Source organism: Roseobacter sp. CCS2, assembly GCF_000169435.1.
GTDB lineage: Bacteria > Pseudomonadota > Alphaproteobacteria > Rhodobacterales > Rhodobacteraceae > Yoonia.
Genome location: NZ_AAYB01000001.1, coordinates 769739 through 785377, shown reverse-complemented (window position 1 = coordinate 785377; position 15639 = coordinate 769739). Strand labels below are relative to the sequence as shown.

At 56.2% G+C, this 15639-nt stretch carries 18 protein-coding genes; 9 read left to right on the top strand and 9 right to left on the bottom strand.

Annotation, left to right across the window (positions count from 1 at the left end; genetic code table 11):
* The 5 genes from RCCS2_RS03990 to RCCS2_RS03970 form a co-directional block, all read right to left on the bottom strand.
* Positions 1 to 300, bottom strand: coding sequence for a 4a-hydroxytetrahydrobiopterin dehydratase (locus RCCS2_RS03990; RefSeq protein WP_008231557.1), 300 nt, complete (start codon positions 298 to 300; stop codon positions 1 to 3).
* Positions 297 to 1481 carry a GNAT family N-acetyltransferase gene (locus RCCS2_RS03985; protein WP_008231555.1) on the bottom strand — a complete coding sequence of 395 codons (1185 nt, stop codon included), beginning with the start codon at positions 1479 to 1481 and terminating at the stop codon, positions 297 to 299. The genes RCCS2_RS03990 and RCCS2_RS03985 overlap by 4 nt, the downstream gene beginning before the upstream one ends.
* Positions 1482 to 1512: 31 nt before the next feature.
* The gene (locus RCCS2_RS03980; protein WP_008231552.1) at positions 1513 to 2265 is read right to left on the bottom strand and encodes a glycerophosphodiester phosphodiesterase family protein; all 753 of its coding nucleotides are present in this window, start codon (positions 2263 to 2265) and stop codon (positions 1513 to 1515) included.
* Positions 2262 to 2723, bottom strand: a complete 462-nt coding sequence (locus tag RCCS2_RS03975; protein WP_008231550.1) for a RidA family protein — start codon at positions 2721 to 2723, stop codon at positions 2262 to 2264. Before RCCS2_RS03975 ends, RCCS2_RS03980 begins: the two co-directional genes overlap by 4 nt.
* Positions 2724 to 2805: 82 nt before the next feature.
* Positions 2806 to 4968 carry a transglycosylase domain-containing protein gene (locus RCCS2_RS03970; RefSeq protein ID WP_008231548.1) on the bottom strand — a complete coding sequence of 721 codons (2163 nt, stop codon included), beginning with the start codon at positions 4966 to 4968 and terminating at the stop codon, positions 2806 to 2808.
* 279 nt (positions 4969 to 5247) lie between these two features.
* Between RCCS2_RS03970 and RCCS2_RS03965 the strand changes: the two genes are divergently transcribed.
* The 5 genes from RCCS2_RS03965 to RCCS2_RS03945 all read left to right on the top strand — a co-directional run bounded on the left by RCCS2_RS03965 (position 5248) and on the right by RCCS2_RS03945 (position 10202).
* Positions 5248 to 5586, top strand: coding sequence for a P-II family nitrogen regulator (locus RCCS2_RS03965; RefSeq protein ID WP_008231546.1), 339 nt, complete (start codon positions 5248 to 5250; stop codon positions 5584 to 5586).
* Positions 5587 to 5755: 169 nt separating this feature from the next.
* A complete protein-coding gene (gene amt, locus RCCS2_RS03960) occupies positions 5756 to 7102 on the top strand; it encodes an ammonium transporter (RefSeq protein WP_037293515.1) in 1347 nt (448 codons plus the stop codon).
* 234 nt (positions 7103 to 7336) lie between these two features.
* Entirely contained in the window at positions 7337 to 8338 is a 1002-nt protein-coding gene (gene dgcN / locus RCCS2_RS03955; protein WP_008231542.1) for an N-acetyltransferase DgcN, read from the top strand.
* Positions 8339 to 8379: 41 nt separating this feature from the next.
* Positions 8380 to 9339: an N-acetyl-D-Glu racemase DgcA gene (gene dgcA / locus RCCS2_RS03950; protein ID WP_008231540.1), complete on the top strand. Its 960-nt coding sequence runs from the start codon at positions 8380 to 8382 to the stop codon at positions 9337 to 9339.
* Positions 9336 to 10202 (top strand): D-amino-acid transaminase, encoded by an 867-nt coding sequence (locus tag RCCS2_RS03945; RefSeq protein WP_008231537.1) that lies wholly within the window; start codon positions 9336 to 9338, stop codon positions 10200 to 10202. Before dgcA ends, RCCS2_RS03945 begins: the two co-directional genes overlap by 4 nt.
* Before the next feature lie 48 nt (positions 10203 to 10250).
* On the opposite strand, the gene RCCS2_RS03940 is transcribed toward RCCS2_RS03945, so the two are convergent.
* The 4 genes from RCCS2_RS03940 to RCCS2_RS03925 form a co-directional block, all read right to left on the bottom strand.
* Positions 10251 to 11060: an aminoglycoside 6-adenylyltransferase gene (locus tag RCCS2_RS03940; protein WP_008231535.1), complete on the bottom strand. Its 810-nt coding sequence runs from the start codon at positions 11058 to 11060 to the stop codon at positions 10251 to 10253.
* A 342-nt stretch (positions 11061 to 11402) separates the two neighbouring features.
* The gene (locus tag RCCS2_RS03935) at positions 11403 to 11843 is read right to left on the bottom strand and encodes a TerB family tellurite resistance protein (RefSeq protein ID WP_008231532.1); all 441 of its coding nucleotides are present in this window, start codon (positions 11841 to 11843) and stop codon (positions 11403 to 11405) included.
* Positions 11844 to 11852: 9 nt separating this feature from the next.
* Positions 11853 to 12146: a DUF1244 domain-containing protein gene (locus RCCS2_RS03930; protein ID WP_008231529.1), complete on the bottom strand. Its 294-nt coding sequence runs from the start codon at positions 12144 to 12146 to the stop codon at positions 11853 to 11855.
* An 11-nt stretch (positions 12147 to 12157) separates the two neighbouring features.
* Positions 12158 to 12895: an N-formylglutamate amidohydrolase gene (locus RCCS2_RS03925; RefSeq protein ID WP_008231527.1), complete on the bottom strand. Its 738-nt coding sequence runs from the start codon at positions 12893 to 12895 to the stop codon at positions 12158 to 12160.
* 130 nt (positions 12896 to 13025) lie between these two features.
* Here RCCS2_RS03925 and pyk point away from each other — a divergent pair, with 130 nt between their 5' ends.
* The 4 genes from pyk to rplT all read left to right on the top strand — a co-directional run bounded on the left by pyk (position 13026) and on the right by rplT (position 15431).
* Positions 13026 to 14471 carry a pyruvate kinase gene (pyk, locus tag RCCS2_RS03920; protein ID WP_037293513.1) on the top strand — a complete coding sequence of 482 codons (1446 nt, stop codon included), beginning with the start codon at positions 13026 to 13028 and terminating at the stop codon, positions 14469 to 14471.
* 34 nt (positions 14472 to 14505) lie between these two features.
* Positions 14506 to 14733 (top strand): hypothetical protein, encoded by a 228-nt coding sequence (locus tag RCCS2_RS03915; RefSeq protein ID WP_008231521.1) that lies wholly within the window; start codon positions 14506 to 14508, stop codon positions 14731 to 14733.
* 117 nt (positions 14734 to 14850) lie between these two features.
* Positions 14851 to 15051 carry a 50S ribosomal protein L35 gene (gene rpmI / locus RCCS2_RS03910; RefSeq protein WP_008231519.1) on the top strand — a complete coding sequence of 67 codons (201 nt, stop codon included), beginning with the start codon at positions 14851 to 14853 and terminating at the stop codon, positions 15049 to 15051.
* Between the two features lie 17 nt (positions 15052 to 15068).
* Positions 15069 to 15431, top strand: coding sequence for a 50S ribosomal protein L20 (rplT, locus tag RCCS2_RS03905; RefSeq protein WP_008231517.1), 363 nt, complete (start codon positions 15069 to 15071; stop codon positions 15429 to 15431).
* The last annotated feature ends 208 nt before the right edge of the window (positions 15432 to 15639 follow it).

Genomic DNA, 15639 nt, shown 5'->3' with positions numbered 1-15639 from the left:
TCAGCCCCCGGCGAGTTTATCCAATGTCGCACCCAATTGCGCGTCGAGCGCGCTTAGGCCACCTGCATCATGCGTCGTCAAGGTCACTTCGACGGTTTTATAGACGTTGGACCATTCAGGATGGTGGTTCAGCTTTTCCGCATGGATCGCCGCACGGGTCATAAACCCAAAGGCTTCGACGAAGTTTGCAAAGACGAATTTTTTGTAAATCGCCTCGCGCCCATCCACCAAAGTCCATCCATTCTCGAGGAGCGGGTCAATTTTCTCTGCATGTTCTGCTGCGGTCAGTTTGTCGGTCATTGGTGATCCTCCATATTTGTTTTGCGGAATGGGCCATAAGTGGTCAACACTTCGATTTCATTGTCCACGGCGTCGCGTTCAGCCTCTAGATAGCGGGCGACGGCATCTTTGAACCCCGCATCGCCAAACCAATGCAACGAATGGGTGGCCACCGGCAGATAACCGCGCGCCAGTTTGTGTTCGCCCTGCGCCCCTGCCTCAACCTTACCTAGCCCGTGCCGGATCGCATAGTCGATGGCGCGGTAATAGCAGACCTCAAAGTGCAAGCAGGGGTGATGTTCGGTGCAGCCCCAATAGCGGCCATAAAGCGTATCGCGCCCGATGAAATTCAGCGCGCCCGCTACAGGCCGCCCATCACGGACTGCCAGCACCATCAGCATGTCATCGCGTAACGTTTCTTGGGCAAGGTCAAAGAACGCCCGCGTCAAATATGGTGTGCCCCATTTGCGGTTGCCGGTGTCCTGATAGAATACCCAAAACGCGTCCCAATGTTCGGGTTTGATCTGGTCGCCTGTCAGTTCAACAATATCACCACCAAAGCCATTCGCTTGCGCGCGCTCTTTGCGCATGTTCTTGCGCTTGCGGCTGGAAAGTGACCCAAGGAACGCATCGAAATCCGCATAGCCATCATTCAGCCAATGAAATTGCTGGCCGATCCGGGTTAGCAACCCCATCTCAGCCCCGGCAATCGCCTCTGCTTCAGTACAAAAGGTGGCATGAACCGATGATAGCTCATTATCGGCAGCAATCTGTACCGCACCTTGGATCAGGGCCGACATGCCCGTCACCTCGTGCCCGGGCTTGGTCAAAAACCGCCGGCCTGTCGCTGGTGTAAACGGCACAGCGATCTGTAACTTCGGGTAGTACCGTCCGCCTGCATTTTCAAAAGCATGCGCCCAGTTATGATCGAAGATATATTCGCCCTGTGAATGCCCCTTGGCATAAAGCGGGGCTGCCGCAATCATTTCGCCATCCTGCTTGGCCGTCACATAGCGCGGCTGCCAGCCGCTGCCCGGACCAACCGAACCGCTCTCCTCCAGCGCCTTTAAAAACCGATGCGTCGTAAACGGATCATAAGGGCGACCATCCGCAGCCTCGGGGCAGGCGCAGGCATCCCAATCATCCGCATCAATCGCGTTCATCGTCGGGTGGGCGGTAATCTCGATGGGTGCGTCGCTCATAAGGTGCAACTTGGGCGCATCGCGCGCGGCGTCAAGCCAAGTAGCCTTCGAATGTGACATTATCGACAATGCGCCTTGCCTCAGCCTCGGCTTTGGCGGACCGGATGGTCCAAGTCAGGATTTGCGCACCCTGCGTCTTTAACGCGGCCACACGCGGGCGATCAAGATCGGTGGATTCGTGGCTGATAAAGCAAGCGCCAACCCGGTCATAATCAGGAATTTCGCGCAGCACGCCCCTGACGCGATCAGGGACCTCTGGCCAGAACTGCGCCTGATAGCTTGAGGTGACGATGCCGCGGGGGATGTCCGGGGCAATGTCAGCGCAGGCTGCAACCGCGTGCGGATTAAACGACATCAAGGCGACATCGCCTTCATAGTCCTTCAAGGCTGCACAGGTCGCAGCCTCAAGCGGGCCGATGTCTGGCCCCATCGCACCGTCCTGATCCTTGATCTCGATCAGCAGCGGGACCTTACCCGCAACCTGCGCCAGCACAGCCTCAAGCGATGGGATTGTGCCACCGTCATCGGTCAGGGGGGTCGCCTCTAGCTCTGCGCGCGTTCGATCCCACACTGGTCCTGTTTCGCCCGTCAGCCGATCCAGCCGATCATCATGAAACACCATCGCATGACCATCGCGGGTCAATTGCACATCCATCTCAATGCCATAGTCAGCATCCAAAGCGGCCTGAATGGATTTCACACTATTCTCAACCCGCCCCGCGTTGCGGTCATGCAAGGCGCGATGGGTGATCGGGCGGGAAATAAACGACGCAGGCAGGGTCATTTGATCTGAAAGATCGCTTCGATTTCAACAGCGACGCCAAAAGGCAGGCTGGCGGCACTTACGGCAGACCGGGCATGGCGACCCTTATCGCCTAAAGCGGCAACCATGAAATCGGATGCGCCGTTGATAACCTTGGGCTGATCCCCGAAATCAGCGGTCGAATTTACAAAACCCACCAGCTTTACAACGCGGACAAGGCGATCAATATCGCCGTCGCACGCTGCTTTGAGTTGCGCCAACAAATTGACCGCACAGGTTTGCGCCGCATCCGCTCCAGCCTGCGCGTCCATATCAGCACCCAGTTTGCCCGTAATCATACCGTCAGCATTGGCCGAGATTTGGCCCGATACATACACCATGTCGCCTGAGACAACATAAGGCACATAATTGGCCGCTGGTGCGGGTGCATCTGGCAATGTCACGCCCAGTTCAGCCAGCTTGGTTTCAATCACGCTCATTGCGGTCTCCCTTTATTATTTGCCCAGACGCTAGCGGGCAAACGGGCAGGGTGCAATCAACTGCAGCTCTATAGAACGCGACCTAGTTGCCGGTTGTCAGAATACTGTCCAACAGGTTCAGGATATCCTGCGCTGGCGCTTGCCCGCCCTGGCTTTCCAAAACACCTGTTGAGGCCGGTTGCTGCGGGATCATCAGCGGCAATGGCGTTGGCTGTCGCCCACTAAGCACACGCAACATCGTTTCGCGCCAGATCGTGGCAGGCAGTCCACCGCCGGTAACACCGCTTAGGCGGCTATTGTCATCATATCCCATCCAGACACCGGTCACGTAATCCCCGGTGAACCCAATGAACCACGCATCACGCGACCCTTGGGTCGTGCCGGTCTTGCCCGCAATCGGCCATCCGTCAATACGGGCACGACGCCCGGTGCCGTCTTCGACGACTTTGGTCATCATCCACGTCAGTTGGCGCGCGGCCTCTTCACGGATGATCCGCTCTCCGATGCCCACGCCGGTTGCGTCCATCAATGGGGTATCATCCCCCATCAACCGCAGGTCGGTCAGCCCATAAGGTGTGACCTGTGATCCACCGTTCAGGATGCCGGCAAAGGCACCTGTCATATCCAGCAATGTGCTTTCGGACACACCCAGCGCCAGCGCAGGGCCAGCGGCCAGATCGCCTTGCACACCAAAACCGTTGGCGACTTCGCTGACCAAACCGCGCCCGACCTCTTCCGACAAGGTAATGGCCGGGATATTGCGGCTGGTCGCCAGCGCGTCCACCAAAGTCACTGGACCAACGAATTCACGGTCATAGTTTTCAGGGCACCATTGCGGTGAGCCGGGGCGCGTCCAGCACGCAGGGGCATCGTCAATCATGTCATAGGGCGACATGCCCAGATCAAGGGCCGCAGCATAGATGAACGGTTTGAACGCCGATCCGGTCTGCCGCAGCGCCTGTGTGGCCCGGTTGAACGCGCCTGTTGCACTAATGTTGCGCCCACCGACCATGGCACGGACCGCACCATCGGCAGACATAACGACAATGGCTGCCTGCGCCTCTGACCCCTCGCGCACGTCGTTTTGGAACACTTGGATCAGGGCATCTTCTGCCGCAGTTTGAATGCGTTGATCCAGCGTTGTGCGGATCACCACATCTTCGGTTGTGTCGCGGGTAAAGAATTCTGGCCCGCTGGCCATCACCCAGTCAGCAAAGAACCCGCCAGAACTGGCGCGCGCCGCCTCTGACAAGGTCGCGGGGTTCAGGCGTGCTTCGCGGGCCTGCGACTCTGAGATATAGCCCTGATCTTCCATCAATCCGATGACAATAGACGCGCGATCTTGGGCGCGTTGCAGATTACGGGTTGGCGCATTCGCGGAAGGGGCGGTCAACAAACCTGCCAGCATCGCTGCCTGTGCCGGGTTCACCTCAGCGGCGGAGATGCCAAAGTAACGCTGTGCTGCGGCCTCAAATCCCCGGCTGCCTGCACCCAGATAGGCGCGGTTCAGATAGATGGTCAGGATTTCTTCTTTGGTATAGGCAATCTCCATGCCAACCGAGAACACAGCCTCGCGTGCTTTGCGCCACAGCGTGGTACGGCGGCAATCAGCCTCATAGTCGCGCTCGCTGTCCCATTTGGCAGGATCATACGGCACACCAAGGCACAACAGCTTTGCTGTCTGTTGCGTGATGGTCGAGCCGCCGTTGCCAGACAGTGGACCGCGCCCTTCACGCAGGTTGATGCGGACGGCAGAGGCGATGCCGCGCGGCGAAATTCCAAGATGGCGATAGAACCGCTTATCCTCGGTCGCGACAACGGCATTGTGCAAATGCGGTGACACCGTATCGGTCGTGACCATCCCGCCAAACTGGTCGCCGCGCCATGCGAAAACCTCGCCTTGCAGATCGGTCATGGTGACAGAGCCACGGGTGCGTTGATCAACCAGTTCGGCGATGTCGGACATTTGAGCGGCGAAATAGAACGAAAATCCGCCGATAATCAGCGCGGTTACAAGACCAACGCGCCATGTGAAGGCCCAGATCAGGCGGACCAGCCATCGAAAAGGGGTCAGGAACCAGCCCATGGACCCGCTTGGATGGGCCTTCTTTGGGGCCACCTTGCGTTTGCGGGCCGCAGGTTTTGCGGTTGTTTTCTTGGGCGCGCCCGTCTTTTTGGCCGCAGGTTTGGCTGCATAGCGCTTGTCAGCCACCAAAGGGGGCCGCTTTTTGCCGTTTCCACTCATGATCCGCTCGATTGACTGCTTTGGGTCTATTTTGAAATCACTATAACGCCATCCGAACCGAATGTAGAGCGGGGATGAGTCGCAATAGGCGCCTTTTTACTTTGCATAATAATTAGGCGAAGCAGTTGATTTGTGCAAAAATTGTGCAAAAGCTATCGTTAACAGATCATTATGCAGGTGCGGCAATCTTGTCGCGCCGCCAGACTCGCGCTTTGTCAGTGCGTGCAAGCAGGCGCTGCCGAAACGAGGGTCTGCAAGAGAATTTGCAAGGGGAAGAACGTGAAACTCATCATTGCAACAATCAAACCGTTCAAGCTGGAGGAGGTCCGCGAAGCACTGACCACCGTTGGCGTGCGCGGCATGATGGTGTCTGAAATCAAGGGCTTCGGCTCTCAATCCGGCCACACTGAAATTTACCGCGGTGCGGAATATGCCGTGAATTTCGTGCCCAAGGTCAAGCTTGAGATCGTGGTGCAAGACAGCATGGCTGATCAGGTCGTATCCACCATCGCAACCACCGCCAAGACCGAGAAAATCGGCGACGGCAAGATTTTCGTTCTCGACGTGGAAAGTGCCATGCGCGTGCGGACCGGCGAGACCAATGATGACGCGCTTTGATCGCGGAACGAGGGACAGATTTATGAAACTTAAGAATTTACTTTTTAGCATGCTCGCGCTGCTAACGGCCGCGCTGATCACGATCCCATCCGTGAGCATGGCCCAGGACGAGCCATCACCCGAAGCGGTTGCGGCCGGTGAAGCAGCATATCTTACGCCAGACGAAATCATGCGCGAGCGTGTGATTGCAGAAGCAGCCGCGGCTGCACAGGAAGCTATTGATGCAGGTGATGATCCTGCAGAAGCAGCAGCAGGTGTGGTTGATAAACTCTACAGCCCTCTGTTTTCTGGCGGCTACATCTACACGACGCTATTGTTCCTGATCGGTGGTTTCCTTGTGTTTTGGATGGCCGCTGGTTTTGCCATGCTGGAAGCGGGCCTTGTGCGGTCAAAAAACGTCACAACACAGCTGACCAAGAACATCGCGCTTTATTCACTGTCCGCCATCATGTATTGGTTGGTCGGTTTTAATCTGATGTACCCGGGCGACGCTTGGATCATCCCAGGTTGGTTCGGCACATTCCTTCCAACATCGCTTGAACCCGTCGGTTTGGCTACTGCAGATGCAGCGCTTGACTACGCCTCTGTTGCCTCTGACTTCTTCTTTCAGTTGATGTTCTGTGCAACTACGGCCTCTATCGTATCGGGTACATTGGCTGAGCGTATCAAGCTGTGGCCCTTCCTGATCTTCGTCGTGATCCTGACGGGTCTGATCTACCCAATTGGTGCCTCCTGGCAGTGGGGCGGCGGCTGGTTGTCCGAGATGGGCTTCTATGACTTCGCCGGTTCAACTGTTGTGCACGCAGCCGGTGGTTTCGCAGCCCTTGCAGGTGCAATCGTGCTTGGTGCGCGGATCGGCAAATACAAGGATGGCAAAGTCATCCCGATGCCGGGTTCAAACCTTGCACTGGCCACTTTGGGTACATTCATCCTGTGGCTGGGTTGGTTCGGCTTTAACGGTGGTTCGCAGCTGGCTGCGGGTACAGTGGGCGACATCACAGACGTGGGCCGTATCTTTGCCAACACCAACATGGCGGCGGCTGCCGGTGCTGTTGCAGCGTTGATCATGACCAATGTGATGTACAAAAAGCCTGACCTGACCATGGTGCTGAACGGCGCATTGGCCGGTCTGGTGTCCATCACAGCCAGCCCACTAGAGCCTACCTTGTTTGGTGCGCTTTGGATCGGTGCTGTCGGTGGTATCATCGTGGTCTTTGCGGTGCCATTCTTTGACAAGCTCAAGATTGATGACGTTGTTGGTGCAATCTCGGTTCACCTTGTTGCGGGCTTTTGGGGCACGATTGTTGTGCCGGTCTATGCCGGCGCGGACAGCAATTTTGTCACGCAGTTCATCGGGTTTATCGCTATCGGCGGTTTCACCTTCGTGGTCAGCCTTGTGGCGTGGACGATCCTGAAAGGGGTCGTGGGTATCCGTGTCTCTGAACAGTCCGAGATTGATGGGCTGGATGTGTCAGAGCTTGGCATGGAGGCCTACCCGGAATTCGCAAAGGGCTGATATCTTTCGGATCAGTTTTGCAATGCCCGGGCGTTCGCGCCCGGGTTTTTTGTTTGGTAAGGTGGATCATGATCCACCTTACATGGATCGACGCTTATTCCTTCGATGATTGAAGCTATTTGCGCAAGAAACTGGCGCAATCAATATCAATACCGATCTATTCTGCGATGACATTGCGCTGCCATGCCCAATATCTTCGCCACAACGCGAATCTTTTGTTATTGGAGCCTTGTCATGATCCAGACCCCCTATCTTTTGTTTCTCGGCGATGCACCGGATCAACTTGCCGCCAAGGTGGCGCAGGGGATCAAGGACTGGCGGCCAGAAAACGCTGTTGGCCAATTCCGGATGCCCGGTTGCGGCGCTGACGTTGGCATCGGTGACATGACGCTGGAAGAGGCACGCGCCGCTGGCGCGCAGACCCTTGTCATCGGGGTGGCAAACCGGGGCGGTTATATTTCAAAGGCATGGAAAGAGGTGTTGGTCAAAGCACTGCAGATGGGGTTTGATATTGCCTCTGGTTTGCACAATCTGTTGCGGAACGAGGATGAGCTGGTTGCTGCTGCCCGCGTGAACGGCCGCACATTGTTTGATGTGCGTATTCCCTCGGTTGCTTACCCGATTGCAAATGGGAAGAAACGGATCGGCAAGCGTTGTCTTGCGATTGGCACCGATTGCTCTGTTGGCAAGATGTACACCGGCCTTGCGATGGACGCTGAAATGCAAAGGCGCGGCATGAAATCCACCTTCCGCCCGACCGGCCAGACAGGTATTTTGATCACAGGTGGCGGCGTGCCTTTGGATGCTGTGATTGCCGACTTCATGGCCGGTGCCGTCGAATACCTGACCCCTGACAATGATACCGATCACTGGGACCATATCGAAGGGCAGGGCAGCCTGTTCCATGTTTCTTATTCCGGCGTGACCATGGCGTTGATCCACGGGGGCCAGCCTGACGCCTTGATCCTGTCGCACGAGCCGACACGCACCCACATGCGCGGCCTGCCCGATTATGATTTGCCCAGCCTTGAAACCTTGCGGGACACTGCTTTGCCAATCGCCCGTGTCGCGAACCCAGCATGCCAGATCACTGGCATTTCGGTAAACACCCAGCATCTGTCAGAACAAGACGCGTTGGCCTATATGGCCCAGGTTGAAGACCGTATGGGCCTGCCCACGGTCGATACTTTCCGGCAGGGCGCTGGACGTTTGGTGGATGCCCTCGAAAAACTTTAATGCCTCCGGCGGAGGTATTTTTGAACATGAGAAGATAAGTAATGCAAATATCCGTTGCCTGTGATGTGTTTCAATTGGCGCAGGTCTTTACGATCAGCCGCGGGTCGCGCACGCAGGCCGAAGTTTTGACCGTTTCGGTGCAAGGCGATGGTGCGCGCGGAAGAGGTGAATGTGTCCCTTATGGTCGTTACGGCGAAACGATAGACAGTGTGACGGCCCAGATTGAAGGTTTTTCGGGGGCATGGCCCGATCTTCCCGATGCGCTGCCCGCCGGTGCCGCGCGCAACGCGCTGGATTGCGCGTTCTGGGATCATGCCGCAAAGCGCGCGGGCAAGCGGGTTTGGGATCTATTGGGGTTGCCCACCCCAGAGCCAGAGATGACAGCCTATACCCTATCGCTGGATACTCCCGAAAAGATGGCACAACAGGCAGCACAAAACGCTTATCGTCCTCTGCTCAAGATCAAACTGGGCACAGCGGATGATATGGCCCGTCTGGAGGCTGTGCGCCGTGGCGCGCCTGATGTGCCGATCATCGTGGATGCCAATGAAGGCTGGACCGCAGACATTTACGCCGACCTTGCCCCACATCTGATCCGCCTTGGTGTGCAGATGGTCGAACAGCCTTTGCCCGCCGGTCAGGATGATATGCTGGCCGAGATTGCCCGCCCGCTGCCGGTTTGTGCCGATGAAAGCTGCCATGACCGTGCCAGCCTGCCGGGGCTGCGTGGTAAATACGATATGGTGAATATTAAGCTGGATAAGACCGGTGGCCTGACCGAAGCTTTGGCGTTGAAACGTCAGGCGCTGGCCGAAGGCCATAGCGTAATGGTCGGCTGTATGGTCGGATCATCGCTTGCCATGGCCCCCGCCACCATCCTTGCGCAGGGTGTGGCGTTCACAGACCTTGACGGACCGCTTCTGTTAGCCGAAGACCGGGATGAGCCTTTGCAATTCGATGAACACGGCGTGCACCCGCCCGCCACAGCACTTTGGGGATGATCATGAGAACAGTCTATGTCAACGGCGCGTATCTGCCCGAAAACGAAGCCAAAGTATCGATCTTTGATCGCGGATTTCTGATGGCCGATGGTGTTTACGAAGTGACCTCTGTTCTGGATGGCAAGCTGATTGATTTTGCAGGCCACGCCAAACGGTTGGAGCGGTCACTGAATGAACTGGACATGCCGCATCCGGATGTGCTGCCCGATTTGCTGGAGGTCCACCGCGAATTGGTGCGTCTTAATTATGTTGAAGACGGGCTGATCTATCTACAGATCACCCGCGGCGCACCTGATGATCGTGATTTCGTGTTTCCTGACCCTGAAACAACAACTCCCACCGTTGTGCTGTTTACCCAAGACAAGCCCGGTCTGGCCAACAGTCCAGCCGCCAAGAAAGGCATCAAGGTTATCTCAATCGAAGATCAGCGCTGGGCGCGCCGTGACATTAAAACCGTGCAGCTCCTCTTCCCCTCAATGGGCAAGATGATGGCCAAGGCCGCCGGCGTCGATGACGCGTGGATGGTCGAGGATGGGGCGGTGACCGAGGGCACCTCGAACAACGCCTATATTATCAAAGGCAACACGATCATCACGCGCCATCTGGGCAATGAAATTCTGCACGGGATAACCCGCGCCGCAGTTTTGCGGTTTGCCAAAGAGGCGCAGATGAAAGTCGAAGAGCGCAGCTTTACTATTGCCGAGGCGCAAGACGCGGATGAAGCGTTCATCACCTCAGCCAGCACATTCGTAATGCCTGTGGTCGAGGTTGACGGGGTGGCTGTTGGTGCAGGTGCGCCGGGGCCAGTGGCCGCGCGACTGCGCGAGATTTATCTGGATGAGAGCCGCAAGATGGCGGTGTAGGTCGGGGTTCTCCTCGACAATACGCGTAGCTTCAGGGCGGGCTGCGACCTACGGGACGTGATCATAAGGTCGCTCTATCCCTAATGCGTCTTGCAACTTTGCCCAGGTCACCGCTTCAAACCGTCCTGGCCAATCGACACCTAAGTCGGCAGCTCTTTTGCGCGCGCGTGGCAGGAAAGCCGCGGCGTAGGCCAGATGTGCTTTGATGATCGCGTCGCGCTCTGCCACCGGGGCTGGCAGCGACATCATCAGCGCTTTCTGTTCATCCGGAATAAGCCGGTTAAGGTGCAACACACCGCCACGATTGGGCGCATTTGTTTCTGCAATCAACAAATCTACCAGTTTGTTGCGTAAGTGGAAAACCCCCAACACCCCATTGATGTATTCTTCGCGCCCCACGGCAAGATGCAGCAGGCCTAAGACGCGAATGAACTCTTCAACATGATATAAAAACCGCGCCGAGCTGGGTTGCGGTGGCAAGGCGTTTTCCGGCAAACCGCCGTAAATACCGTCGTGGTCAAATAATGGTTTCAGTGTGTTTTGCGCATGGGCCTTCATCTGGTCGGGCTTGAGAATAATCAGATCGGTGCGGGTCCAGTCTGCCGTGATTGCATTGATTAGCACAGGTACCGTTGTACGGTCCCACCAAAGAACGATTTCGCCGGTTTGGCCCACCGCATTTTTCCACATTTCGGCAATTGCATCGGTCGCACCATCCTCGGCGACCATGATGAAATCAATGTCGCTGTAAGCATCCGCCATCCCGTTGCCGTAACTTCCGCTGAGAAACAGCGCTTTGACCCCAGCGGCATCGCGTGTGGCAGTGGCAATCGTCTGGATAATCTCGTCATGGGTCATGTGGCTGGTCCTTTGATGACTCAGGTCTCGACAGATGGAGTGATGCAGCCCGATGGGGCAAAAGATGTCTTCAGTGTCCGCGCCACCAATTCTAGTCCTTTGCAGTAAAAATGACGTGCAGTGACGACCGATCACTACTTCGCAATCTGAGAATGTAGCTTCGCTGGTCATAGTCGTCGTAATTGGGTTCGATGCATTGATCGAAATTGACTAAATATTCGAGGTGTTTCTGCTCTAACAGCCAGTCGACAAACTCTCTTTCTACGTCGGTCTTCGGGAGTTTATTCATGCAAAAATCCAACAAGTTAGAGTGACGAGAGCGTACACACGAATGCGCAAGTCCTACCCCTCAGCCAACTTCTGCAATTCTTGCGCCCGCGCCGGTGCCACCCCCAACACCTCTTCGATCCGGTGCAGCAGCTTGTTTTCTTCGTCCCGCCTTACCCCATCGGCAAAAACCACGCGCCAAAGTGCGATGAGCGTCGCTTCTTTCTCGTCGGTACTGATCGCCTTTTCCAAGATCGTGGCGATCTCTTTGGTGCGGGGAATTTCCCGTTCCAGCAATTCACATTCGGCGCGCATTTTGGCGGCCTCGACCGGATTTAGATTGTGCCGTTGTCCAAGAATGCGGTCAATCAGGGCGATTTCCTCGAACAGATAGGCGTCATCCGCTTTGGCTGCCCGCACCAACAACGCGCCCAATGCATGCCCAGCATCAGCCTCCGGTAGTGCAGTATGGTATCCAGCGGGGTTGCCGAAAAAGGCGGTCAGGCGTTCGAGCATGGCAGGGTCCTATCCGTGGCTATCCTTGAAGGCTTCTTTCGCATCAGGCGATGCCTCGGTCTGGTACTTCTCTTTCCATTCCGCGAAAGGCATCCCATAGAACGCTTCGCGGCCTTCGTCCTTGGTCATCTCGATCCCGCGCTCATTCGCGGCTTCCTGATACCAGCGTGACAGGCAGTTCCGGCAGAACCCGGCCAAATTCATCATGTCGATATTCTGCGCGTCGGTTCGGTCTTCCATCAGGTGCTTTTGCAGGCGGCGGAATGCAGCGGCTTCAAGCTCAATACGTGTTTGGTCGTCCATGGCGTGTCCTCTCAAAGACCCGACTGGGCCAGTACATTTGATAATATAGGGGCCAGTCTGTTTGCCCAAAGGGTTTGTCCGGCTTCGTCGGCGATCAGGTCCTGACGTAACTCAATCAGCACATTCGGGCGGCCATGCTGCAATGCATGGCGGTCCACGGCGTCACCGGGCAGGTGGCCTGCGTAGGGTTGGTTGTCGCCGGTGCACCAGCCTTGGTCACGACAGGCCTGCATGAACGGGATCGCAAGGCGGGCGTCATCGGCATAAAGAATGCCGATTTCCCACGGGCGGGGGTGACGACCGTTCAGCCGCGGGGTGAAGCTGTGCACGGCACAGATCACGGGGGCCTTCATCGTGTTCGCCAAGCTGGCATAGGCGGCGTGATACGTACGGTAAAGCCTTTGCAGCCGCTCTTCCTTTTCTGCGTCATCGGCGTTGCGATTGCCGGGGATGATCGTGCCGTCGTAAAGGCGCATCATGATGGTCGGATCATCCTCGCCGCGGTTTGGATCACAGACCAAACGGGAAAAGCGGGACAGGATGGCAGGGCTGTCCAAGGCCTTGGCCAATTGCCGTGTCACCCCCGCTGCACCAATGTCATAGGCGATGTGGCGGCCCATATCGGCGGCAGGCAACCCCAGATCGCCGTTATGGACCCAATCGGGAATGATATTGGTGGCGTGGTCACAGGCCACAAGCCACCGGCCGGGGCGATCTGCCCCTATGATTTCAAATGGTTCTTGCGTCATTGTCGTGTCATTCCTTTGACACGAGCTTTAGGCTAGTTGTAGGCGGAATGGAATTGCGCAATAAGGGCGCAACGCATGCTGTTACCGCTAACGGCCCAGCGATATGAACCCGACGCACGAAGGATTTGATATGAGACGCCACCGCAATGTGAAAATTGTTGCCACACTCGGCCCAGCCTCAAACGATTACGACATGATCCGGGCGCTACATGAAGCGGGCGCAGATGTCTTTCGGCTGAATATGTCTCATGGCGATCATGCCGAAATTAAGGTGCGTCATGAAATCATTCGGCAAGTGGAAAAAGACCTTGATAGCCCGATTTCCATTCTGGCCGATTTGCAGGGGCCAAAGCTGCGCGTAGGTGTCTTTGCAAATGGTGAAGAAGAACTGGTGCCGGGCGCACCTTTCCGTCTTGATCTGGATGATGCTGAAGGTGACGTGAACCGCGTGAAACTGCCCCACAAGGAAATTTTTGACGCGTTGGAACCCGGCGCGCATTTGCTGGTCAACGACGGCAAGATTAAACTGCGGGTCAAGGACTGCGGTGCGGATTTCGCCAATTGCGAAGTCATCGTGGGTGGTACGATTTCCAATCGCAAAGGCGTAAACGTCCCTGACGTCACGCTGCCTGTGGCGGCTTTGTCGCCAAAGGATCGCAAAGATCTAGAATTTGTTTGCGAACTCGGTGTCGATTGGCTGGCCCTGTCCTTTGTGCAGCGGGCCGCTGACGTGGAAGAGGCGCGCGGACTGGCCAAGGGACGCGCGGCGATCCTGTCGAAGATCGAAAAGCCCAATGCGGTGAAATCCTTTGACAGCATTCTGGCCGCGTCCGACGGCATCATGGTCGCGCGGGGCGATCTGGGTGTTGAATTGCCTGTCCAAAACGTGCCCCCCATCCAAAAGCAACTGGTGCGCAAGTGCCGTGCGGCGGCCAAGCCTGTAATTGTGGCCACACAAATGCTGGAATCGATGATCGATTCCCCGATGCCGACACGCGCCGAAGTGTCAGACGTGGCCACAGCTATTTACGAAGGTGCAGACGCGATCATGCTGTCGGCTGAATCCGCCGCCGGATCCTACCCCATCGAAGCAGTTACCACGATGAACAACGTCGCAGGCGAGGTGGAGGCAGATCCGACCTATACCGACATTATCGAAGCGTCGCGCAAGGCCGAAGGCAAGACTGTTGCTGACGGCATCGTATCAGCCGCCCGCGAAATTGCGGAAACGACGGATGTCAAAGCGATCTGCTGCTTTTCGCAGTCGGGCACGACAGCATTGTTGACGTCACGTGAACGGCCCCGTGTTCCGATCATCGCATTGACCAACCATATCACCACCGCACGGCGTCTGTGCCTGTCTTGGGGCACAAACTGTGCTGTGACAGGGCATGTGGACCGTTTTAAAGATGCGGTCATCGCCGCTGTGCGCGCTGCAAAGGCGCAAGGGTTGGCCGGCGAGGACGATATGATCGTTGTAACAGCGGGTGTCCCGTTCAACACACCTGGGTCTACAAATATTTTGCGGGTTGCACCTTGTGCTGAACGTTTGATTTACGCTGTTGAGCAAGAGTAAGGTCTTGTTAGGGGCGTAAAGCAGGACGACAGCAATGGATTTCGATCTTCTTTTCGTGACGGGGCTGGCTTTGGTGGCCTTTGCAATTCCATCTGCTGTCAGCGCCTATGCTGATTGGCGCTGGCCCAAAGCGGCGATTATATTGCTGATACTTGGCGGTGTGGCAATGGCCTATGCCGCACAGGAAAACCCCGGCGCTTATGCGCTGGACACAGTGGATGATGTGATCGTCAGTGTTGTGGGTGATCTGCTTAACAATTAACGCCAAACACCCTTGCAATAAAGCGAGGGCTGTCGTATTTGCCGCCTTCAACCCGCGCGTCCGGCTTAAATGGCATGCCGAGTCGCGCGTTTCGACCGACTTAAATAGGAGACGGAAATGCCGAAGATGAAGACAAAATCGAGCTGCAAAAAGCGGTTCAAGGTTACGGCGACTGGCCGTGTGCTTGCTGGCCAGGCCGGTAAGCGCCACGGGATGATCAAACGTTCCAACAAATTCCTTCGTAACGCTCGTGGGACAACCACATTGAGCAAAGCTGACGAAGGTATCATCAAACCGATGATGCCTTACGCACGTTAATCAGGGGGATTTGAGATATGCGCGTTAAAGGTGGAACCGTCACGCACCGTCGTCACAAGAAAGTTCTGGATCAGGCCAAAGGTTATTATGACCGTCGTTCCAAGACATTCAAGGTAGCCGCACAGGCAGTCGACAAAGCCAACCAATATGCAACCCGTGATCGCCACAACCGCAAGCGCAACTTCCGCGCTTTGTGGATTCAGCGGATCAACGCAGGTGTGCGTTCGGTTGACGAAACACTGAACTATTCCAAGTTCATCAATGGCCTGACACTGGCCGGGATCGAAGTGGACCGTAAAGTCCTGGCCGATCTTGCCGTGAACGAGCCTGAGGCATTTGCTGCTGTTGTCGGCAAAGCCAAGGATGCGTTGGCAGCTTAAGCTAGGCATTGGACTGAAAGAAAAGGCCGCTCCATTCGGGGCGGCCTTTTTCTATGGGCTATGGGAATACATAGTAATCATCAAGGCGCTCAGGTCAGGCCACAGCGCAGGTGGATTGCTAATATATATCGGGACCAAAAACGTGCATGTATGGTTGGTAAAACCCTATCCGGTCAACGCTACATAGCTTTACAAAACTCTATTCGGG

Bases quoted from the DNA above. Each gene is read 5' to 3' on its own strand.
- RCCS2_RS03990 (WP_008231557.1), bottom strand. From the start codon at position 300: ATGACCGACAAACTGACCGCAGCAGAACATGCAGAGAAAATTGACCCG.
- RCCS2_RS03985 (WP_008231555.1), bottom strand. From the start codon at position 1,481: ATGAGCGACGCACCCATCGAGATTACCGCCCACCCGACGATGAACGCG.
- RCCS2_RS03980 (WP_008231552.1), bottom strand. From the start codon at position 2,265: ATGACCCTGCCTGCGTCGTTTATTTCCCGCCCGATCACCCATCGCGCC.
- RCCS2_RS03975 (WP_008231550.1), bottom strand. From the start codon at position 2,723: ATGAGCGTGATTGAAACCAAGCTGGCTGAACTGGGCGTGACATTGCCA.
- RCCS2_RS03970 (WP_008231548.1), bottom strand. From the start codon at position 4,968: ATGAGTGGAAACGGCAAAAAGCGGCCCCCTTTGGTGGCTGACAAGCGC.
- amt (WP_037293515.1), top strand. From the start codon at position 5,756: ATGCGCGAGCGTGTGATTGCAGAAGCAGCCGCGGCTGCACAGGAAGCT.
- dgcN (WP_008231542.1), top strand. From the start codon at position 7,337: ATGATCCAGACCCCCTATCTTTTGTTTCTCGGCGATGCACCGGATCAA.
- dgcA (WP_008231540.1), top strand. From the start codon at position 8,380: ATGCAAATATCCGTTGCCTGTGATGTGTTTCAATTGGCGCAGGTCTTT.
- RCCS2_RS03945 (WP_008231537.1), top strand. From the start codon at position 9,336: ATGATCATGAGAACAGTCTATGTCAACGGCGCGTATCTGCCCGAAAAC.
- RCCS2_RS03940 (WP_008231535.1), bottom strand. From the start codon at position 11,060: ATGACCCATGACGAGATTATCCAGACGATTGCCACTGCCACACGCGAT.
- RCCS2_RS03935 (WP_008231532.1), bottom strand. From the start codon at position 11,843: ATGCTCGAACGCCTGACCGCCTTTTTCGGCAACCCCGCTGGATACCAT.
- RCCS2_RS03930 (WP_008231529.1), bottom strand. From the start codon at position 12,146: ATGGACGACCAAACACGTATTGAGCTTGAAGCCGCTGCATTCCGCCGC.
- RCCS2_RS03925 (WP_008231527.1), bottom strand. From the start codon at position 12,895: ATGACGCAAGAACCATTTGAAATCATAGGGGCAGATCGCCCCGGCCGG.
- pyk (WP_037293513.1), top strand. From the start codon at position 13,026: ATGAGACGCCACCGCAATGTGAAAATTGTTGCCACACTCGGCCCAGCC.
- RCCS2_RS03915 (WP_008231521.1), top strand. From the start codon at position 14,506: ATGGATTTCGATCTTCTTTTCGTGACGGGGCTGGCTTTGGTGGCCTTT.
- rpmI (WP_008231519.1), top strand. From the start codon at position 14,851: ATGCCGAAGATGAAGACAAAATCGAGCTGCAAAAAGCGGTTCAAGGTT.
- rplT (WP_008231517.1), top strand. From the start codon at position 15,069: ATGCGCGTTAAAGGTGGAACCGTCACGCACCGTCGTCACAAGAAAGTT.